At 49.6% G+C, this 21555-nt stretch carries 15 protein-coding genes; 5 read left to right on the top strand and 10 right to left on the bottom strand.

Going from position 1 to position 21555, the window contains the following annotated elements:
- Positions 1–84: 84 nt before the first annotated feature.
- The 4 genes from EQU24_RS05825 (at position 85) to EQU24_RS05800 (ending at position 7550) form a co-directional block, all read left to right on the top strand.
- Positions 85–1350 (top strand): hypothetical protein, encoded by a 1266-nt coding sequence (locus EQU24_RS05825; RefSeq protein WP_026130119.1) that lies wholly within the window; start codon positions 85–87, stop codon positions 1348–1350.
- A gap of 59 nt (positions 1351–1409) precedes the next feature.
- Positions 1410–4682, top strand: coding sequence for an efflux RND transporter permease subunit (locus EQU24_RS05820; protein WP_040575313.1), 3273 nt, complete (start codon positions 1410–1412; stop codon positions 4680–4682).
- Positions 4679–5776, top strand: a complete 1098-nt coding sequence (locus EQU24_RS05815; protein ID WP_017840395.1) for an efflux RND transporter periplasmic adaptor subunit — start codon at positions 4679–4681, stop codon at positions 5774–5776. The genes EQU24_RS05820 and EQU24_RS05815 overlap by 4 nt, the downstream gene beginning before the upstream one ends.
- Positions 5777–6911: 1135 nt before the next feature.
- On the top strand, positions 6912–7550 hold the full coding sequence (locus tag EQU24_RS05800) for a PEP-CTERM sorting domain-containing protein (protein WP_017840396.1): 639 nt from the start codon (positions 6912–6914) through the stop codon (positions 7548–7550).
- A gap of 765 nt (positions 7551–8315) precedes the next feature.
- Here EQU24_RS05800 and EQU24_RS05795 read toward each other — a convergent pair.
- Complete coding sequence (locus tag EQU24_RS05795; RefSeq protein WP_138767101.1) at positions 8316–9299, bottom strand: N-acetylmuramidase domain-containing protein; 984 nt, start codon at positions 9297–9299, stop codon at positions 8316–8318.
- 54 nt (positions 9300–9353) lie between these two features.
- Positions 9354–10055, bottom strand: coding sequence for a hypothetical protein (locus EQU24_RS05790; RefSeq protein WP_138767100.1), 702 nt, complete (start codon positions 10053–10055; stop codon positions 9354–9356).
- 85 nt (positions 10056–10140) lie between these two features.
- Between EQU24_RS05790 and EQU24_RS05785 the strand changes: the two genes are divergently transcribed.
- Complete coding sequence (locus EQU24_RS05785; protein WP_017840837.1) at positions 10141–11265, top strand: ISAs1 family transposase; 1125 nt, start codon at positions 10141–10143, stop codon at positions 11263–11265.
- A 2-nt stretch (positions 11266–11267) separates the two neighbouring features.
- Here EQU24_RS05785 and EQU24_RS05780 read toward each other — a convergent pair whose 3' ends face one another.
- The 8 genes from EQU24_RS05780 to EQU24_RS05740 form a co-directional block, all read right to left on the bottom strand.
- Entirely contained in the window at positions 11268–12245 is a 978-nt protein-coding gene (locus EQU24_RS05780; RefSeq protein ID WP_017840400.1) for a hypothetical protein, read from the bottom strand.
- A gap of 221 nt (positions 12246–12466) precedes the next feature.
- Positions 12467–15070 (bottom strand): patatin-like phospholipase family protein, encoded by a 2604-nt coding sequence (locus tag EQU24_RS05775; RefSeq protein WP_138767099.1) that lies wholly within the window; start codon positions 15068–15070, stop codon positions 12467–12469.
- A 7-nt stretch (positions 15071–15077) separates the two neighbouring features.
- Entirely contained in the window at positions 15078–16388 is a 1311-nt protein-coding gene (locus EQU24_RS05770; RefSeq protein ID WP_017840402.1) for a TRAFs-binding domain-containing protein, read from the bottom strand.
- A 401-nt stretch (positions 16389–16789) separates the two neighbouring features.
- Positions 16790–17380, bottom strand: coding sequence for a hypothetical protein (locus EQU24_RS05765; RefSeq protein WP_026130121.1), 591 nt, complete (start codon positions 17378–17380; stop codon positions 16790–16792).
- A 505-nt stretch (positions 17381–17885) separates the two neighbouring features.
- Complete coding sequence (locus EQU24_RS05755) at positions 17886–19403, bottom strand: cbb3-type cytochrome c oxidase subunit I (protein WP_017840406.1); 1518 nt, start codon at positions 19401–19403, stop codon at positions 17886–17888.
- 2 nt (positions 19404–19405) lie between these two features.
- Positions 19406–20002: a c-type cytochrome gene (locus EQU24_RS05750; RefSeq protein WP_017840407.1), complete on the bottom strand. Its 597-nt coding sequence runs from the start codon at positions 20000–20002 to the stop codon at positions 19406–19408.
- Entirely contained in the window at positions 19995–20333 is a 339-nt protein-coding gene (locus EQU24_RS05745; protein WP_014147647.1) for a hypothetical protein, read from the bottom strand. The genes EQU24_RS05750 and EQU24_RS05745 overlap by 8 nt, the downstream gene beginning before the upstream one ends.
- Positions 20334–20559: 226 nt before the next feature.
- Positions 20560–21546 carry a 2Fe-2S iron-sulfur cluster-binding protein gene (locus EQU24_RS05740; RefSeq protein WP_017840408.1) on the bottom strand — a complete coding sequence of 329 codons (987 nt, stop codon included), beginning with the start codon at positions 21544–21546 and terminating at the stop codon, positions 20560–20562.
- Positions 21547–21555: the final 9 nt, after the last annotated feature.

Raw genomic sequence — 21555 nt, 5'->3', positions numbered from 1 at the left:
AAAGTAAAATTAGAAGTTTAAATAGCTCATTTAAAGTAAAATTTTGTTTTATATTTTTTATTAATGTTCTTTAAACCTGTTGCCATGAAAAAAATCGAACACCTTCTCATTATCGTCATTTTCAGTATACTTTCCAGCGGTTGCGCCAGTTTCGGACGAGGCATCGCCGAAGCTTATTTCCAAAAACAAGAAGCCGCCGATACCCGATTATGCGAAGTTACCGGCAGTCCTTTTGAAGGTATCAAACCGCATCTAAAAAATCCGATCGGCAAAATGAAAGTGCTGATAGTCCATGGTGTCGGCGATAGACTGCCGGGCTATTCAACGCAATTTCTCGAAAAGCTTGCCAAATCGCTGAACTTAACTGTCAGAGCTAAACGTAACAAAGATATTTTTTTGCGTGATCCTTTGGACGAATCGAAAAAACTCGGCAATTTGAGAATTCATCGCTTATTGAATAAGGAGCGAGATCAAGAACTGTTGTTTTACGAGCTCACTTGGTCCGAAATCACCGCTCAACAAAAATCGATTCTGGCCTATGACAACTCCGGCGAGTACTCCTTTCGCCGCGCCGAGGTCAACGATGTATTGAAACGTTTTTCCAACGATACCGGACCCGATCCGATTATCTATCTCGGCGATAGCCGAGAAGATATTTTGATTTCATTTACCCAATCGTTTTGCTGGATGACTAAAGGCCTATGGGACGATTTACCCGACCAGCAGGCAAAAAGCTGTACTTTCGACGATTTAGCGGCGGTTGAAAATTTAAAAAACGACCAATACGCGGTCGTATCACATAGTCTCGGCAGCCGAATCACAATCGATGGATTGCAACGGCTTGCCCGCTTTTTCAGCGATAGCAGTTTCAGGCCGGAACTCGACCGCCCGAAAGAATTGGTAAAAGCCCTGCAACAAAAAATCATTCCGATATACATGATGTCGAATCAACTTCCGATGCTGCAGATGGGGCGGCAATTACCGGAAATCACGGGCCAACAGAGTGCCTTTTGCAGTCCCGAAGGCGAACATTATGATAAAAGAATTCTGAGCGAAACACCGATTATCGCCTTCAGCGACCCGAACGATTTATTGAGCTATGCGATACAGCAGAATTTTGTCGATAGATTCATCGACTCGAGACTGTGCGCTGAAGTCACCAACATTAACATCAATGTCGCAAAAATATTCGATGCTTTCGGCTTGGGGAAATTTGCCAATCCGCTCGACGCCCATATCGGCTACACCACCGACAAACGGGTAATCGCAATGATCGCCAAAGGCATCGGCAACGCCAATACTTCCAAGCTGGTCAAAAAGCGTTGCAGTTGGACCGAAACAATCGATTGAAAGACTATGCCAGCTATGCTATAAATCACTATATTAGAGCCCACTAATATTAAAATAAATTGACCACTTCTTCCACATCCTTCAATCACCCACTAGACCGCCTTGTCGCTTACGCGCTGCAGGGCGGCCTGCCGGTATTCTTTTTTACTCTGTCTTTGGCGCTCGGCGCGATTGCGCTGACATTTACGCCGCGCGAGGAAGAACCGCAAATCGTCGTGCCGATGGCCAATGTCATCGTTGCCGCGCCAGGCCTGTCCGCAGGACAAGTCGAAAAGCAGATTACCTTGCGCTTGGAAAAACTGCTGACTCAAATTACCGGTGTCGAACACGTTTATTCCCGCTCGAGCAATGGTCAAGCTATCGTAACTTTACGCTTTTTTGTCGGCGAGGACCGAGAAGATGCCTTACTGAATACCTATAACAAACTCTATTCGAATCAGGATCAAATTCCGGCAGCGGTAACCGAATGGCAAGTCAAACCGGTCGAAGTCGACGACGTTCCGATCGTATTGGCTTCGCTTTGGAGCCGGGCGCCGGACTTGTACAGCGACTATGAATTGCGCCGCTTTGCCGATGAAATCACCGTGCAATTGCAGCAGATCGCCGACACTAATCAAATCAACGTGGTCGGCGGGCGTGCACGGACGGTAAATGTCATGCTCAATCCGCAAAGCATGGCCGCCCGAAAAACCACGGCTATAGAAATCGCAAGCGCCATTCGACAAGCCAATCAACTGCATAATGCCGGACTCGTCTCGGTTAATAATCGTTCGATTCAATTGCAAGCGGGCGATTTCATCAGGACGACCGAGCAATTGAGCGCACTGGTCGTCAATATCGTCGACGGCATTCCGATTTATTTGCGCGATGTCGCCGAAATCACCGACGGCCCGGAAGAACCGGATCATTACAGCTGGATTCAGTTTGCCGACGGGCACCCCTTATCCGCCGATTTCAAGGACGATTACCCGATGATCACGATCGCGGTCGCAAAAAAACGCGGCGCCAATGCGGTCGCGGTCGCCGAGAATGTGCATCGTAAATTGGCGCAGTTGCAACAAGAATTGCTGCCGCCCGAAATTGGCATCGAAGTTTTGCGCGATTACGGCCAAACCGCCGATGAAAAAGTCAATAACCTGACCACGAGCCTGGCGTTTGCTGTGGTTACGGTGGTGTTATTCATCGGTATCTTTCTTGGCTGGCGCCCTGCCCTCGTGGTCGGCTTGGCGATTCCGGTCTGTTACGGCGCAACCTTGGCGCTGGATATGTTTTTCGGCTATACGATCAACCGCGTGACCTTATTCGCTCTGATCCTGTCGCTCGGGCTGCTGGTCGACGATCCGATCACCGGCGTCGACAATGTCGAACGCTATATGCGTCTTGGCCAAGGTAGCTTGAATGAACGTATCGTCGCGGCGATCGCCGAAATCCGCCCGGCGCTGCTGATGTCGACGATCACGATCATTCTGGCCTTCATTCCGCTGGCCTTCATTACCGGCATGATGGGGCCTTATATGGCGCCGATGGCATTCAACGTGCCGGTAGCGGTCATTCTATCGACAGTCACGGCCTTCATCGTAACGCCGTGGCTAGCCGGCAAGGCTTTGAAACCGGCCGAAGACGATCTTGAAACGACAACCGGACCTAGCCGCTATGAAAAACTGATCGAACCGTGCATCGCCAATCGCAAGTCGGCTTGGATCGTCATCATCGCGATGCTGGTCTTGTTCGTTTTGACTGCACTACTGCCGGTATTGCGCCTAGTACCTTTAAAATTACTGCCTTTCGACAATAAGAACGAAATGCAGATCATCGTCGACATGCCGGAGGGAAGCACGCTCGAACACACCGCGGCCGTTACTCGTTCGGCCGCCGCAATTGCGGCACGACTGCCGGAAGTCAATGCGATCGCAGCTTTCGTCGGCACCCCGTCGCCGATCGACTTCAACGGCTTGGTCCGACAATACGATTACCGCATCGCGCCGCATTTGGCCGACATCCGCTTGACCTTGGCACCGAAGGAAGAACGCGAACATCAATCGCATGCCGTGTTATTAAGACTTAGAGCCTTGCTGGCGCCGCTCAATGCCGACGGCATTTCGATCAAGGTCGTCGAAGTTCCGCCCGGCCCGCCGGTCATCAGCACACTGGTCGCGGAAATTTACGGCGGCACACTGACGCCTTACGAACGACAACGCCAGGCCGCTCAAGTCGTCATGAATAGAATGGCGAAGGAACCCTTTGTCGTCGATATCGATTCGAGTGTTGAAGACAGTCAACCGCGTTGGCGTTTCGAAACCGATAAGGAAAAAGCCGCGCTGGCCGGAATTTCCACCGAAAACCTCGCAATGAACTTAGGCCTTGCGAATCGAGGCCATATTCCCGGCTATTTCCATCTCGAACGGGAAGTCCGCCCTGTCCCGATTAAACTCAGGCTTGCGCAAAGCGCTCGCAGTAGCCGGCGCGATCTGGGCGTATTACCGATCAAGCCCGATAGAAATCCGGCCGCCGAAGCCTTGATGCTGGCCGAACTGGGCTCCTTCGTCGAATCCGAAACCGATAAATCGATTTATCACAAAGATTTAAAACCGGTCGTCTATGTCATGGCCGAATTGGAAGGCCGCACGCCCGCCGAAGTGATCGCGGATATCAATGCCGATTTGAACGGTTCGAAAACCTCGGCTCCGAATTGGAATAGCCGCACGTTTCTAAATTCCGGCGGCGGCATTCCCTGGCAATTGCCCGACGACATCACGATCGGTTGGGGCGGCGAAGGCGAATGGAAAATCACGGTCGACGTATTCCGCGACATGGGCATCGCCTTCGCTTTCGCGCTGGTCGGTATCTTTTTCGTATTGCGGATACAGACCGCCTCGACCACATTGTCGCTGATCATCATGTCGTCGATTCCGCTGACCGTGATCGGCATCATGCCCGGCTTCTGGATGTTGAATCAATTCGGAGAACGTTTTATCAACGGCAGTCCCGACCCGGTCCTATTCACCGCAACCGCGATGATCGGCATGATCGCTCTGGCCGGCATTGTAGTCAGAAACTCGTTGATTTTGGTCGAATTCATCACACAAGCCAGAAACGAAGGACTGGGATTGAAGGACGCCTTACGGCAAGCCGGCAACATCAGAATGCGCCCAATATTATTGACCGCCGGAACTACCTTACTCGGTAACCTAGTTATCGTGCTCGACCCAGTATTCAGCGGCTTGGCGATAGCGATTATCTTCGGCATCATCGCCTCGACATTGTTTACGTTGTTCGTGATACCTGCCGTTTATTATTTGATCTATGCCAAAAGCGAGAACGCCACAACATGACTAGCCACAATATAACTTTATCGAATAATCTAAAGACGCTGGCTCTATCAGGTGTTACCCTACTGATCTTGTTATTGATGATTCTGTGGATGGCCGGCGCCTTTCAAAGCAAAATCAAACCCGAAATCTTAGCAAGCAGCCCGGCTTATCAAGGCCCTAGTCTAACGGTCGAAAGAGTGACGGTGCCGGTCTTCGAAAAGGCCACCGGCACGCTGGAATCGAAGCAGTCCGGTGATATCAGCGCCCAAGTTCAAGCACGCATCAAAACGATTCATGTCAAATCGGGCGATAGCGTCAAGCCGGGCGATTTATTGATTACGCTCGACGATGAAGCCATTGCCGCCCGAACCGCGCAGGCGAGACAAAACATTAATGCGCTGAACGCGCGCCTGGCCGGCGCCGAGTCGCATTATCTGCGTACCCGAAAACTATTTGCACAGGAAAGCGCAACTCAAGCGGCTCTAGATGCGGCCAAGAGCGACTATGAAAGCCTCAAATCGCAACGCGCGGCGGCCGGATCACAGCTACAAGAAACCAGCTCCATTCAGGATTTCAGTAAAATCAGGGCCACTTTTCCGGCCCGAGTCATCGACAGGCACGCCGAGCCTGGCGAAGTCGCCTATCCGGGCAAAAAACTGCTGACGCTTTACGATCCGGCGGCGCTTCGCGTCGAAGCCTTTATCCGCGAATCGGTCGCAATCGGCCTACAAACCGGACAGTCACTCGAAATCAGTATTGAAGCATTGAAACTGACCTTACCTGCGGTCATCGAAGAAATCGTCCCGGCCGCCAACCCCGGCGCACGAAACTTTTTAATCAAAATGCGCATCGACAGCCGCCCCGGCTTGTACCCCGGCCTGTTTGTCCGAATCCGCATTCCGCAAGGCGAAGAGCGATTGCTTTCGATTCCGCAAGACTATGTGCATCAAGCCGGCCAACTCGATGTCGTCTGGATACTAAACAACGGCCAAATCGAGCGCCGTTTCGTCCGCCTAGGCCGCACCTTGCCGGACGGCCAAATCAAAGTCGTGTCCGGTTTATCCGGCGGCGAGCAATTGGTTCCACCGAAACGCGCATTGGCTGAAGGCGCTTGAACCGGGTCATTGTTTCTCCTAAAGCTTTCGTAACAAAAAACTTCCCGATTATTCATCGTTCCTACACTCTGCGTCACTTCCACTAAGTTAAGGAAAACCCGTCATTCCGCCAGGGATTGGCGGAATCCAGGGCCAAGGATGGCAATGCCTAGCGCCACTTCCATGCAACATGGATATCGACAACCCATACCGATATGACGAATAAAGCCATAAACGCACCATAGAGTAGGCACTAAGTTGGCGCGCTTATGAGCTTTCACCCTCCGAGATTCGCAGTCTTGCTCGCCGCTACTTAGGCGACCCCATCCGCCCTGATCCCATTCCCCAAAAATGATTATACCTTTCGCACTTCAAATTTCGGCAGTGCCTGAGGAGGCCAGCAATTCCCAGTTTGAGCAGTTTCGCCGATTTTAGGGTGTGGGGTATGCCTGTCGAGGAACGCCGTAAACCCATCCATGGGGGCTTGGCGGCAGCTCGAGCGCCAAGGATGGCGTGTAGTAGGGCAATGCAGGAGCAATTGCCGAGGAGCAAAAATCTGCAAGCGCCAAGGATGGCGTGAATGCAGATTTTGCAGGAGCAAAAATCTGCCCTGCTGCCGACATCCTCGCCAAGCATAATACCCCACACCCTTTTTGATCTCCAAATTGGGAATTGCTGCTGAGGAAGCGCCTGGGTGTCCGGTCGATTTTCGCTCCTGCAAAATCGACATTCACGCCATCCATGGCGCTCATAAAGGCTTTGCCAGTATGGTGCTGGCATAGAGCCTACATGGACGTATTCACGGCGTCCTTTAGCGGACACGCCGGCGCAGAATTTTGATCTACGACGGGTATATCTTCTATATCCTAATCTATGTGTGTTGGCGTACAGAGCGTGTCCGTTTCTAAGCGTATGGTGTGCGCTAAGCGTTGGGAGCACATTCCACGCTGTTTTGGTAAAACTCATAATTCCCGAGGGGTTTATGAATAAGAATCAAGCATAAGGCCTTGTTGGAAAAGCCAAAAGCAACGTTAAGGAAGCCTTTGGCAAAATAATGGACAGCCAGAAAATGGAAGAGGAAGGCAATGTCCAGAAAAACCTCGGCAAAGCCTGCGCGGGTTTTGGCGATTCCATTTAATTTGTAAGGAGTTATTACATGAAACAAAACATTAAGAACACATTGGCTGTTACCGCACTGATATTAGGCGGCAGTTTGTTCAGCATTCATTCACAAGCCGCACTAGTTGGTATCGATGGTAGTTCGTCTATCGGCACATCGGGTGCAACCATCACGGGAACCGATTTAAGCAACCCGGGGTTCATAACGATTGTTTTGCCTGTCTACGGTATCAATACAGGCGATTACAGTGATTTTGTCACTGGAACCGTTTTTTCGCTGGCCGGACCATTAAACCTCTCTGATATTTCGTCATGGAATATTGTCGGTGATGCAACCTTACAAGGCTCCTATACGGCAACTGAGCTGGCTATCATTTCTCAGAGCGCCGACTTTCTGAATGTCTTCACTAGAGGAATATATTATCCAGGCAACCAGGTAGGTACTCAGGTTGGAGGGTGTGCAACGGGAGGAAACTCATGTGATAATACCGATACCAGCCTCCGATGGAGTTTCACGAAAACCGGAGATTCAGTATCGGCAAGCGGTACGCTGGCTTCACCGGCGATCCCTCTAACCTCCGTCCCAGAACCTGGCAGCCTGGCGTTATTGGCGATAGGCTTGACCGGTCTAGTGGCCAGAAGCCGTCGTCGCTCGGCTAATCAAATAGCTGCTTGACGGGAGGCCTGTTTCAATATCCAGCTTCTAGATTGATGCTCGAGCAGCAATTGCTCACTGTCGCTTTAATCTACAGTAAAAACGGAAACAGGGGTGGCGCCAGGGCATAAGCGCCAACTTAAGGAAGGAACTCGTCATTCCGCCAGGGATTGGCGGAATCCAGGGCCAAGGATGGCAATGCGTAGCACCATATCCATGCAACATGGATATCGACAACCCATACCGATATGTCGAATAAAGCCATAAACGCACCATAGAATAGGCACTAAGTTTGCGCTTATGAGGATTAACCTTAAACTGTCCCGCGTTAAGTGAGTAGCCCATAAATTTACCTTGACAAATACTCTGTGACCGCAATAACGGATTATGAAGCATGAATGGTCTACAACACTTTCGCCGGCATAGTGAAGCCTCAAACTACCCTTCAGCCTTCTACAGGACACCCCTGAGCGCTGCCGAAGGAATCAAGGTGAGCGGTTAGTTTGTGGCTCCCAACTGCTCTTTATAGGATTACCTGATTAGCAAGATGCTTCAGCTTGCTGAAGCTAATTGTCCGAGCAGTGGCGAGTCGTAGCCACTTCTGCGGGACGGGTTATTTAACCCGTCCCCAACGTTTCGGTTTGCCCTAAACATTTCGGCTGACTTCGGCCAAAGTCAAAACGTTTAGGACGGGGTTGCAAACCCCGTCCTGCTAGGGACATGCTGGTTTTTGGGCTTTAGCTGAAGAAACTTGCTAATCAGGTAGGATTATGAGTATTCGGTTTATTACATTAAAGCCTTAAACTCCCGGTACCAGCGGGCTAGTTGCTCATGATAATGATGGGCTTCGTATTTCGGTCCGTTGTAATATCTGGCGACACTCCGAAAATCAGCCTCTTCAGGCTTTGCTTTTTTAACCGCGTCTTTTCTGCCGGTTAGGAATCGCGCGACAAAAGCCACCTGTTGTTCGGCCGGCGCGGTAAAAAGCTCCGTCGCCGATTTCGCTCCGACCATTTTGAAATTAGCTCCCATGATCTGCCCCAATCCGAGACTCATCGATTGCATGCGTAGTTCTTCCAGCGGCACGTCGGGATGCTGTTTGTTCAAACGCGACAAATAATGCTGTTCGAATCTCGGTCTTATGACGCCGGCGGTTTCTTGACGAATGATCGCTAAAATCCATTCGGGGCGGACTGTAACGCCTTTTTCTTGCTCGACTTGTTTCGAAGCCTGTTGCGCCATTTCTCCATAGCGACCGAGAATGCCCCGGCAATCCAAAAAACGCCTTTTATGCAATGCATTCAAATGAAAGATCGCATCATCGAACCGCCCGGTCATGATATGTCCGGCGTCAATCCTATCTAGCATGGCTTTGAGCATTTTTTCCAATGTAGTCAAAGTCAATTTGGCATCCGGTATGACTGTAATTAAGGATCGCGCGGTATTCCACTGACACTCGTAGCATATCGTTTTTCGGCTAATCGCCGGATTCAAATCGTGCTCGAACTGAAACTGTGCTACCGCACGATTGGTGCCGCGGCCGAAATCGCCATCGATCGAAAAGGCGCCGGTCGATGTCGTCGAATAACCCAAGAAAATCAGCAAGCGCTGAATCGCCTTGATACCGCTTTCGCCGGCCGATGTTCGCGTCAACGAAGCATCGCCGTTCAAAAAACGCTGTAGATCGTATCGCCATTGGTCGTCATGATCATTTGCATCTGCGATAATCTTTTCGATTCGCGCATCATTCATTAAGGTCGTTATAGTCATAGCATCAAACTCCAAAAAAGAAATGAACTCATCATCGTTAGCATGCGTACCAATTCACGCTGTCAATAGAGGTTTCAAAATTTTCTGCGAGAACTCAAAGTCGCTCTTCGCATCGCTGTCTATCCAATCAATTTTTGTAAGACTGCTTTTCAGTAAATGCTCGGCCGTTTCTCTATCCGTCTGTTTATCGAACAAAATGATCAGCTTGCGTAAATGCGGCATAGCGGCGAGTACACTAAGTTCATAACTGCAACCTCGCCGTTCCGAACAATAACCCCTTAAATCCATCAAAACACAATTCGCTCGATGCGCCAACACGGACAATACCCTCTGCCAAGTACCGTCGAAGCAAAAAAAATCGTTGACACGAAACCGCCCATCCAAGTCAGGTAACAAATCCAAATCCTGCAAAGCTTGTTGCAATCGCGCCTCGCTGCTGATGAAACGGTCTTGTATATGTCCGCTCAAAAACGTAAACAATTCGTCAGGCTCAAGCGTGCGCAATGATAAATCCTTGCCTGCTATCAACAAGGTATTGCCGGAATAACGCCACCGCTCGACGACTTGATCGAATAACGTTTCAATACGGTCATCCGACCGAAACACGCGCAATAGCAACAATGTCGGCGCTTGATGACGTTGCCGCAACACTGGGGTCAACACAACAAACGACAGAGGAATAATAACCCAGGCAAATAAGACTAAATACGCCTGAAAACCGAGCGAATGACTAAGCACCATCGCATGAAAAAGCAAGGCAATAGCCCATAAACCCAGGGCAAACGCATTAAAAATACTGTTAAAACATAGAGTTTAGAGGTATCGTATCGGAATTTTGCGTATGTTACCAACGGACTGCAGTTTAATTAAGCACTTTTCCAACGTGACTGATCCCCGAATTGAACGTAAGAAACTTCATCAGTTGATGGATATCATTGTACTCACTGTTTGCGCCTCGTTAAGCGGTGCTGAGGGTTGGGAAGCCATTGAAGAGTTTGGCCATAATAAATTAGATTGGTTAAGGCAGTTTGTACCGTTAAAGAATGGCATTCCATCGCATGATTGCTTGGCGTATGTCATTTCTCGATTGTCACCGAAAGAATTTCAACGTTGCTTTATAGATTGGGTGAACGCCATTCGCGAAGTGATACCCGATGAAGTGATTGCGATAGATGGCAAAACCGCACGCCGTTCGCATGACCGCAAACGCGGCCAAAATCCGTTGCACATGGTCAGCGCCTGGGGTTGTGCGAATGGATTAGTGCTCGGCCAAGAAGCGACCGAAGAAAAGTCGAATGAAATTACCGCAATCCCGAAGCTATTGGCTTTGCTAGAACTTAAAGGTTGTATTGTGACCATTGATGCCATGGGCTGCCAGCGCACGATTGCTGAGCAAATCGTCGATCAAGGCGGTGATTACTGTTTGGGCCTGAAAGGCAATCAAGGCGAATTGCATGAAGCCGTCGAGGATTTTTTCAACACGGCCAAGCAAGCGAATTTTAACCACGTCGAATACGCTTATCACGAAGAAATCGACAACGACCATGGGCGTTTAGAAACCCGCCGTTATTGGATTACCGAGGAGCTTTGTACGCTCCCGAAAACGGAGCTCTGGAAAGAATTACGCAGCATTGGCTTCGTGGAGCGCGAATGCCACATCGGCGATAAAGTAACAATCGAGCAGCGTTGTTTCATTAACAGCATTAAAGCCGATGCGCAGCTATTTGCGCGGGCTGTGCGCCATCACTGGGGTATTGAAAACCAATTGCACTGGCGCTTAGACGTGGTCTTTCGAGAAGATGACAACCGAATTCGAAAAGGTAATGCCGCTGCGATTATGACCACCATCCGGCATATCTGTGTCAATCTGTTCCAGCAAGAGGAATCTAAACTCAGCATGAAAAAGAAAAGACTCAAAGCCGCCTGGAACGATCGCTACCGCGCTAAATTGCTGTTAGGAAAGTAATTTTAATGCGTTTGCCCTGCCCATAAACCGGAGAACAGGTATAAGGGTTCCGAAAATAGTTTTTTGCGATAAGCCGTAGCAACGCTTCTCGCCAGTAGACGAACCGGATAATAAGCCAACAGCCATGGTGCAACACTGAACAAGATAAAAACGAAATAAGCATTCGTTGCCGAAACCCAATCCATTACCCAAGAATCCGGTTCGTCCCCCAGCGCTTGTTCGAGAACACTTAAGCAGGTCAGCGATGAGGCGGCCAATAAAAAAAACACGACCAACAAATAAGGTCCGACGGCGCGTAATTTCGGACCGGTCATAAAAAACACAAAGACTAATAGCGGCACCTGCTGACCGAATAACCAAAACATCATCTCGATCGAAATCTGTCTGTCGTAAGAGCTTACAATAACCACCATGCCGGCCAATAACATATAAGACACAGATACGATCAGAATTCTCCATCGCGACCAACGCTCCAACAATCCTATTCCCGGCACTAACGGCCACGCATAAACCAAAGTCAGAATCGTCGTCCGGCGCCAACTATAGGCCTCTTCCACATAAGCTACCTGTGCGCTAACGGCAACAATTATTGCAACGATAGCCGAAACCAGCGTAAATGCGATGCGTAACCGCCAAAGTGCATGGGAATTCTGCCGAAACAAATCGACACCTTCGACCGAAAACCGGTCACCCTCACTATCGGCCAAAAACGTTGAATCGGCCTTAGAGTTTCTTGATAAATAACGTCCGGGAGCTATGAGCTTTGCTGAGGGTTCGGTAACTCGCTTGACAGGACGCCGTGAAATAGGAAAGTTATTTACGACCAAATCCTTAGCAACCGAGTCATCGGGTGCATCACCAACCATCATCAGCTCGAGTACTTTATTGCGATAACGCCGAGCAATAAGCAGGCCCGCAAACCAAGACAATATCAGTGCGGCAATTAATGCAAAAAAAAGCTGCCCGTCCAGTAAATTCATAAGACCTCACTTTATACCTTTCGCACTTCAAATTTCGGCAGTGCCTGAGGAGGCGCCAGGGTGTGCGGCAAAGGCATTGCCAGCATGGAGCTGGCATAGAGCCTAGAGGGATGTATTCACGGCGTCCTTTGACGGACACCCTGGTGCCGAACTTTGATCTGCGATGGGTATATCTTCGGTCCTTAATTTCGCATTGCCGGCCTGTATTGCACACGGTTTGTTTATTTCAAACTTAGCAATCGCGCCAGTCGGCCTCGTTCCAAAAACAAACGATCGAAAAGCAGCAAATGCAGCTTGGCCATGAGGTAGCCGGTCAACGCAATCGCGACCTTGATGACGATGCTGCGAACCTCTTCTTTAGGATTCAACCACTTCATCGCCGGTAAAAATAAAGCCGCCACGAGGCCCACCAGAGCAAGCACCAATCCGCCCACCGACATTGAAAATACGATGCTGTGCCATTGCGAAACCACCAATTTGTACAACATCCACAGCATCAAGCCGATGGCGGCAAACGCAGCGATTTTCAAAGCGGGCATCAGATGCCAGGCCTTGAAAAACAAGCCGTTGCCGACTTTCAATTGCAAATCAAGGTCCTTTCTTTGCACTGTCGCCTGTTGCCCTGGCTTTTCGGCCAGAATGTCTTTCAATTTCAAGAATTCCCAATTTCTTTGGGGTGCTGCATGTATGTCGAAATCGCCCCAGGTACCTGGATTCCCCTCCGCCTTGTGCCTCTGATCCAAATCCTTCATTTGCCGCTCCGCCATCAAATAGCCGCTTGCCATCAGCGAATACGCTTCCACTTCGGTAAACGAATCAAGATCGGTGCGTAGTGCGGCAATTTTATCCTGCAGATCCTTGGCGATACCGTAAGACGTCAGCTGCTCTTCACTAGCTTGCTTACTGGGATTGTCGCAGCCTATCCAATCCAAAGGTTGCGTCGCCAAATCTTTTCGGGTATGTACAAAAAACAAGCCCTCCAACGCCTTGCTATCCAGACGTGCCTGTAAATCTTGATACTGGGCTTCGCGAATTCTGTCCTGCAACACCGACACTGTCCGCAATACCACGCCGCCCGGATCGTCGGCCGGATCATACGAATCGTTCAAATGCCCGCTGGCGTCACTGCATAAAATCAACGTGCATCCTTCCGCTATCAAGCCCTGGATGCCTTGATTATCGAAGACGCCGCCATCGATCAATTTGACGGCACGCTCCGGATACAAACCCTCCAATACGAGCGGTTCGAACAAACCGGGCACACAAGAGGATGCCGCCGCTGCATGACCCAATCGGAAATTTTTCAGGCTTTCTTCCGGCGCTTGCCAATAATACAGCCGACGATAGCGATCATTGCTGTCGATATCGATCAACCCTGGCGGTTCGCCCATCCAACTGGCGGTAAAGAACCAATTATGGCCGGAGTTCAGCGAGGTGGTATTCAGCATCAAAATCGGCACCTTAGCCCGCCGTCGCCAGTTATGGAAATTAGGCCTGAATTCCTTGCCCTTGAACCTGCCTTGTGCGGGTTCCACCAACAAATCCGGCATTTTGCGCGGCAGATCGGTTTTACCATCGTCCACTTGAGAATACAATTTACTTTCGTAAAGCTCGCCCAATTTATGACTGCGCGTATAACGCTTGGAAAACAACATCCTGACATTATCGATAAAATCGTCGAAAGCGCGCATACGGATGTTGCTTTGTACGCCCCGTAAAAAATCCTTTTGCAGCTTTTCGATGATATCCAAATAATCATCGCGATTGAGTTTCTTCGTCGAATCTTCAAGTAGCTTCTGCACTTCCAGATAATAATGAGCACCCAAAATACTACCGCCCGAAACGGTGGACAATACATCGACACCGCGAAGCGCATCGGCCTCTGCCAGTCTGGCCAATACCCCCAAATGGAAGAACGATGCGCGGAATCCCCCGCCCGACAAAGCCAGCCCGACTTTGCCGCGATAACACATCAACGCATTGGCCGTTTCGTCCCCCAGCAGTTGGCGCAATGCTTGCCAAGCTTCATGCCAAACATCAGGTTTTTCCGTTTCCGCGGGCACATCGAGACCTCGAATTTTCGCCAAACTCACCCACTGTCTGAACGTGGATTGAATCTCCCATTCTTTCGGTTTTGTCGCACGCGCCTTGGCCAACCATTGGCCCGCTTCGGCATAATTTCCCAAACCGAAATTCGCCTCGCCGATCGTGGCCGAAAACCAATAATTTTTGGACAGGTCGGGATCGTTTTGCCGAGCCGACAAATTCTCCAAAATCTTTTCGCGCAGACCCGATGCCTCTTTTCGGAATTTTTGCGCTTCCTTGGTCTTTATGTCGTTTCGGTGCTCCAGGCTTTCGGCGCGCGCCGCGAGTAAATCCAAGATGTATGCCGCGTTATTCGCAGCATAACCCAAATCCCGTTCCGGATCGGTTTCAAAAGCTGCCCGATAAAACGACAGACTTTCATAAAGATGGTCTATTTGTCCGCAGAATTCCCAGAGTCTTTTATACACCGCTCCACCCAACGATAAGGTTTCAGCGTCCCGTTTTTTGGAGTCGCGCAGACCGATAGATTCCAGCAATGTCAATGCTTCTTCGAAGCGATGCTTGGGATAGCGTTCTTCGTCCTTATAGGTGCATAAGGCCAATTGTTGAACGACCCAAATGTCTTCCGGATAAAGGTCACGAGCCTTTTCCAACACCCTACGCGCTTTACCGAATTCCAACTCGCCTTTCAGTTCTCCGATCAGTTCTTTTAAGCCGGTTAAATCAGGAAATTCGCTTCCCGATAAAATTTTGTCCGCCGTTTCGACTGAATTCATCATCCCACCTCTAATTGTTATTGTTGGTCAACTCTACATATTGCGTGAGCAAATCTTTCAATTTTATCGCTTGAGTTTCGCGGGTTTTCTGCATCCAATTCGGCACGTCCATGGCTTTGGCCTGGGCGTACCATTTAGCTGCCGCCTGTTTGTCACCAAGTCCTATCGCCGCTTCAAAGAGCGTGGCGATCACCCAATAACGACCATGCTTATCTTCCAACTTATCGACTAACGGGCTCGCGTATCGAATGACATCTTTACGCACGCGTTTGGCATGCACAAAGTCCGCCAAAGCCTCGTCGCGATTACCGTCTTGCAACGCGTGAACGGCCCGCTGATTCAATAGGTAAGCCAGATTGATACCGTTGTAATGGTCCTGTTTAATATAAAAACCGCGTTCATAAGCGGATATGCTCTTTTCCAGGCATTCCGGACGACTGCATTCCTCCCACATGCGTTTATGTATCGCGCCCCATAAACCCAGCGTCTCAGGATTGTTGGAAGTTTCCGGGGTCAATACTTTGAGAATCTCGCAGGCCGCATCCAACGCCTCGAAAACGGAAGGTTGCTTGCTTTTATAAGTTGCCAAGGCCAATTGCTGAACTACGAACGAATCGTCGGGGCGCATTTTATTAACTTCTTGCAACAAAAGTCTGGCCGACGAAAAGTCGTCGTTTTTGATGCGCTCCATTGCCTTGTCAAGCATCGTCTTGGCGCTGGGATTATCCTCCCCGACGATTTGCGCGACCGGGCTCGACGAAGTTCCAGCTAACGTAATGGACGGTTTCGGTGCGGAAGGTATAGCCACCGATTTAAACAGTCGCGATGATAATTGCGGAGGCTTCAATTGCGGCAAATAGGTATAGACAGGGCTGTCGGTTACGGGGTTGCCGATAATTTGTTTGATCGCCTCCTGTAACTCTTTCATGAGGCGCCGAGCTTCTTTGTAGCCGACCTCTTCTCCTAAATGTTTATAGCGCCGAATTACGATATGCGACATATCGAAAGGGCTTTTAAACTGCTCTTCGGCTAAAACGATGGTCGTATGCGGTCGCAAAGCATAACGCACACCGAGTTCAAAAGCTGCATTGACGTTGTAAGTGGACAGGTCGGCAATGACCAGATCGGCATTCAATAGGCGTTCGTACATCGGCACATCGATCGTACCGGAATGAACGATTTCGTCGGCGCGAACACATTCCAGCCCCGCCGACTCGACCGCCGTTCTGATGATTTCGTAAGAGGCATCGAGATCAAGTTCCCGGCCGTTGGTGTAATCGATTTTCTTACCGTAGCCTTGTATGACAAAACATTGTTTCATACTCCTCCCTTTATATACCTTTCGCACTTCAAATTTCGGCAATGCCAGAGGAGGCGCCGGGGTGTTAGGTCGATTTTTGCTCCTGCAAAATCGACATTCACGCCATCCATGGCACTGGCAAAAGCTATGCCAGCATGGAGCTGGCATAGAGCCTACACGGACGTACACGGCATCCTGTCAAGCGAGTTACCGAACCCTCAACAAAGCTTACAGTTCCAGGACGTTATTTATCACGTAATCCTTATGAAGGTATGGGGTGCGGCTAGCACAGTTTTTCAATCAAAACGGAGTAAACATCCTTACGAAATATTTCGGTTTACGATGATCGACCGTTTATTCCATACCGCCCCGTCTATTGTTGATCCAAGCGTCAGTAAAAGCAATACGATCCGTGAAGCACTTCACCACAATTCCCGGGTATTCAACCAATACACCTGACCGGCCTTATCGTTCACTTCATGATACATATGCGCCGTTCCTCCCGGGGCATCTCCGCCCTCTCCGTTCCAGAGACAAATGAAGCGCACTTTTTCCGTGCCGTAAGCCAATGCCGAGTATAGCAGCCAAAGGTTGCAGCGTTCATAAGGATTGACACCCTCAGGCAGCGGACCCAATTCGACCGGTGCGGTTTTAATTTTTGCGTGCGGTTTAATCGCGAAGTAACGGTCCCGCCAAGACTCACCTCCTGTCAACACCGATCTCTGAATGAATGTCGGTTCTTCAAATGGCAACAAAAAATGGAGCCTTACGTCACGTTGCAGGCAGGCTTCGGCAAACAGAATATCGCCGCCGCAGGCGCCTTGCGTTAATGCCAAGTCTTCCGGGCCCGCTCCAAGTGTATCGAGGGTATCGGCTATTTTTTTCGCGGCGACAGCTTCCTTATCGGCTGGAAATCTGGGTTTGTCCCGATCCGGCGCATCGATCATATGTCCGCTGAACAACAAAACCTGACGCGGCCTCCATCGGCTTTCATTTTTTCGAAATGGATTCATGCATACTCCGGAGCTAAGCAAGCCATAACATTTTTATATACCTTTCGCACTTCAAATTTCGGCAGTGCCCGAGGAGGCGCCGGGGTGTCCGACAAAGGCTTTGCCAGCATGGAGCTGGCATAGAGCCTACATGGACGTATTCACGGCGTCCTTTGGCGGACACCCCGGTGCCGAATTTTGATCTACGATGGGTATAAAACTCATCCAACTCATGCACCAAAATAGGGAGTCTGTTTCAATAAAACGTTACTTTTGGGCATTAAAAGCCATTGTTTCGTATTGATGCCGACTATCGCGCATTGACCGCGCTGCCAAGTCAAATAATTTATTATTTAATATCAATAACTTATTTGATTTTAGAAAATTTGGCATAGGAAGTGCTTCAGTATAAGTAAGCAGAAATGCTTTCGTTGTGTGTCCTCCTCCTTTGTGATTGTTTGTTAAGGCCTTGGCGCTTTATTCTTTCGAATAAAGCGCCTTTTTTATGCGGCAAATGACTTATTTTTTAAGCCTGTTGCGGCATTTCAGCCTTACGCTCCTCGCCTTTGCCGATCGTTAGCAAGTCCCAAACCAACAAGACTAACCCGCTTGCCGTGATCAATCCGAAAAACAAACGCCACGTCATCGCGCTTTGGAAGGCCGGCTGAGACTGCGCGGCGAAATAGCCGCCCCAAGTCGAGCCTTCGACGGCACGCTCGATAAACGACTGCTCATAACCGGCAATCAATAACGCAATCGTCATCCCAAGTACACCGGCATTCAGTAGACCCAAGGCCCATTTCCAGCGCCAGGCGTTTTTGATGCCACCGGCCATCCAGACATCGCCTCGCCAGTGCTGTATCGCCAAATAAAAGAATGCGATATTGATCGTCGCATAGGCGCCGAAGAAGGCCAAATGTCCGTGCGAAGCCGACCATTGCGTGCCGTGCGTGTACAAGTTGATCTGCGGCAGCGTATGCATGAAGCCCCAAACGCCCGCTCCGAAGAAGTTACCGAAGGCTTGCGCGATGATCCAAGCCAACGCCGGATGGTTGCCGGTTTTGAACGAATGCGCGCCGGCGTCATAAACCGCATGCACGACCATCGCGACCAACGGTATCGGCTCCAGCGCCGAGAAAAAACCGCCGATTGTGAGCCAATACTCTGGCGTGCCGATCCAAAAATAATGATGTCCCAAGCCCAGAATGCCGGACCCGAACATCAACGCCACTTCGATATACAGCCAGGTTTCGACGATTTTCCGCCGCACGCCTAACAGTTTCATCAACGACCAGGCCATGATCACGCCGACCAAGACTTCCCAAGTCGCTTCGACCCAAAGATGAATAACCCACCACCACCAATATTGTTCGTGCGTGATATTGGTCATGTAGAACATACCTGCCACATACAAGCCGGCCAATGCGACCAAGTCTAATGTCAACACACCTGCGATTCCGGACCACTTACCTTTGCTGAAGGTCGCGACGACATTGTAAAAGAACGTCAACACAACCGCGACGATGCCGATATCGGCCCAGCGCGGCGCTTCGATATATTCGCGGCCTTCGTTGATGAACCATAGACTGGAGTCCTTGCCCGGCCCGATTTGCACGAGCAAATAAACCAATACGACAATCGTTACTGCCCCGGTCAACACCCAGAACGCAATATTGCCGTATTTTAAGCCAACAATTTCGGTACCGCTTTCATCTTCCAACAGCCAATAGATACAACCGAAAAAGCCGTAGAGCATCCACACAATCATCGCATTGATATGCACCATACGATTGACACTGAAATCCAAAATTTCATAAAGAAAGCCCGGAAAGATAAATTGCAGCGCAGCCAACAGACCGAACAGAATTTGCGCACAAAACAAAATCACCGCAACGATGAAATATTTTACCGCCAGTTGCCTGCCCGGACTCAGCGTACTACTATCCAGTTGCACCCAGTTCTGAAAATCCTGCCAATAACCGCGCGACCGGTCAACCAATACGCCCGCGTTTTCAATCACACCCGCTAATCCACCCGATTTCATGATCAATCCTCCGCGTACAAGGTTTTAAAGTTATAGGGAAAGCCGTTCGTGTCGATACTCGACATCCATTTCAAAAAGGCTACGACGCCTTTAGCTTCGGCTTCGGTAATGCCCAAATTCGGCATCTTGCGTCCTGTACCGAAAGTACGCGCGTTCTTTTCCGGGTTCATTAAAAACTGAAGCATCATGTCCTCACGCATCTCAGGACTGATCCAGCCTTGATCCAACCAGGCTTTAGTCAAATCCGGCGCGTAATAGGCGCCGTTACCGAGTAAGGTATGGCAATTCATGCAATTTTTAGCCTGTGTGGTCTTTTTACCCAAATCGACTAACTCTCTGGCTTCTTCTTCGGTGTACTCCTTACCGAATAACAGCTCTTCTCCGCCGATGACCGGCATAAATTTATTCAATTCCTTATCGAATTGATAATCGATTTTTTTATTGATCACGTCATAGGCAGGCACCCTCTGCGTTCCTGCCGTAGTTTGTTTGAGTGAATCGAATGTTAATACGACTAAAATTAAAAACGATCCGGCCGTTACCCAGATCGCGGTTTTTTTCCAGAATGACTCCGATGCCCACAGCGGTGTTTCATTCATCGCTCCTCCTCTTATTTATTGTTATAGCGACCTCTTCATCATGATGCGTTTTAACACATAGATGCCAGATGCCTATCGGTGCAAAAAAATAGCCGATGATCATCAAAGCGGTGACAATCAGCCAGTAACCCGAAAAATTCGCGGCATTCGACAATACGCCCACCGATACGACCAGCACGGCGTAAGAAAAATAAGCGGCAATTTTGATTCGGGAATTCGGATTCACTTTAGACCAAGCATAGAGCAGCGCATAGCTTGCGCCGGCTAGAATGATCAAAGCGGATGAAAAAAAAGTGATGAAAAAATCTTTTAAGGCGACGGGTTCGATCATGAGCGACTCAAGAATTTGCGCAGCGAAATCCGGCTGGCATGAATGAAAATGATGGTCTCGCCGATTGACGGAACCCCAAAAAATAACCGAAAGAGGTTCGGTTATTTTTGCTTAGGAACGGGTACTAAGGCTCAACGTGAGGCATCGAACCATTGACAAACGTAATAGAAAAAACAAACCTCGAAATAGGTACGCGATGCGTACCCTACGAAAATCAGGGGATGTATCAGTCCAGTGTAGGCGATGCGACATGAAATGCATCGGAATAAATGTTTTGTAGCGAAGCGCCGTTTAAGTAGGCCATTCTTTTCGCCTGATTCACCATGTCCGGATGGCCGCACAAATAGACGCGCCAGCCTTTCAGGTCGGGAATGTTTCCCATTGCAACATCGTTAGCGCGGCCGTGCGCGACGCCTTCCGGCGCATCGCCTCTCGATACGCAAGGAGTATAGTGAAAGTTCTCGTATTTTTCAGCGAGTTCACGCATCTCGTCGATCCAATAGAGTCCATCCACATCTCGACTGCCATGATACAAATGGATAGGACCGCTATGCCCCTCCTCCAAGGCTTCATGGATTATCCCCGCCAAAGGCGCTAAACCGCTACCGGTACCGATCAATAATAGGCTTTGTTCCATTTTATCGGGCAAATAATAACAAAGGCCCTGGGGGTCGGACACGGAAATCGTATCGCCGACATTCAATTCCTGATGCACCCATTCGCTGAACTTTCCGCCCGCCAACCGGCGAATATGAAAAGACAGTTTTTCGGCATGTCTTCGGCTATTGGAGATCGAATAACTCCGAATCAAACCGTCCGCACGTTTTAAATTGACAAATTGCCCTGCATAATAATCCAGTGCGTCCTTGCACTGTATCGTCAATAAAACAGTCTCAGGATTGAGCAATTCCTTTGCGACAACCGTGCCTTCGGTAAAGTATTCGGGTTGATGGCCCAGAGTAATCGACATGTCCTGTTCGGGATAGCATAAGCAAGCCAAAAAATGGTTTTGCTTACACAATACATCTTTCAAGCCCTTTTGCGCGTGAGCGGGGGGGGAGACGTCCAAACTGCGCACCATGCAGCTTTGGCAGGCGCCTTGTTTGCAACTAAAGGGAATATCGACATTGTCGCGCAATAAGGCTTCAAGAACCGTTTCACCCTCTTGGCAAGCAGTCTCATGTTCGTCCAATATGATTTTTTTCAGGGCCATCGTCAAAAC

It is taken from the genome of Methylotuvimicrobium buryatense (assembly GCF_005931095.1).
Classification (GTDB): domain Bacteria; phylum Pseudomonadota; class Gammaproteobacteria; order Methylococcales; family Methylomonadaceae; genus Methylotuvimicrobium; species Methylotuvimicrobium buryatense.
Note: the sequence above shows the minus strand (reverse complement) of the source record. Positions and strands in the feature narration are given on the sequence as shown.

Coding starts and splice junctions, on each gene's coding strand:
- EQU24_RS05825 (WP_026130119.1), top strand. CDS start 85: ATGAAAAAAATCGAACACCTTCTCATTATCGTCATTTTCAGTATACTT.
- EQU24_RS05815 (WP_017840395.1), top strand. CDS start 4,679: ATGACTAGCCACAATATAACTTTATCGAATAATCTAAAGACGCTGGCT.
- EQU24_RS05800 (WP_017840396.1), top strand. CDS start 6,912: ATGAAACAAAACATTAAGAACACATTGGCTGTTACCGCACTGATATTA.
- EQU24_RS05795 (WP_138767101.1), bottom strand. CDS start 9,299: ATGACTATAACGACCTTAATGAATGATGCGCGAATCGAAAAGATTATC.
- EQU24_RS05785 (WP_017840837.1), top strand. CDS start 10,141: ATGTTACCAACGGACTGCAGTTTAATTAAGCACTTTTCCAACGTGACT.
- EQU24_RS05780 (WP_017840400.1), bottom strand. CDS start 12,245: ATGAATTTACTGGACGGGCAGCTTTTTTTTGCATTAATTGCCGCACTG.
- EQU24_RS05775 (WP_138767099.1), bottom strand. CDS start 15,070: ATGATGAATTCAGTCGAAACGGCGGACAAAATTTTATCGGGAAGCGAA.
- EQU24_RS05770 (WP_017840402.1), bottom strand. CDS start 16,388: ATGAAACAATGTTTTGTCATACAAGGCTACGGTAAGAAAATCGATTAC.
- EQU24_RS05765 (WP_026130121.1), bottom strand. CDS start 17,380: ATGAATCCATTTCGAAAAAATGAAAGCCGATGGAGGCCGCGTCAGGTT.
- EQU24_RS05755 (WP_017840406.1), bottom strand. CDS start 19,403: ATGAAATCGGGTGGATTAGCGGGTGTGATTGAAAACGCGGGCGTATTG.
- EQU24_RS05750 (WP_017840407.1), bottom strand. CDS start 20,002: ATGAATGAAACACCGCTGTGGGCATCGGAGTCATTCTGGAAAAAAACC.
- EQU24_RS05745 (WP_014147647.1), bottom strand. CDS start 20,333: ATGATCGAACCCGTCGCCTTAAAAGATTTTTTCATCACTTTTTTTTCA.
- EQU24_RS05740 (WP_017840408.1), bottom strand. CDS start 21,546: ATGGCCCTGAAAAAAATCATATTGGACGAACATGAGACTGCTTGCCAA.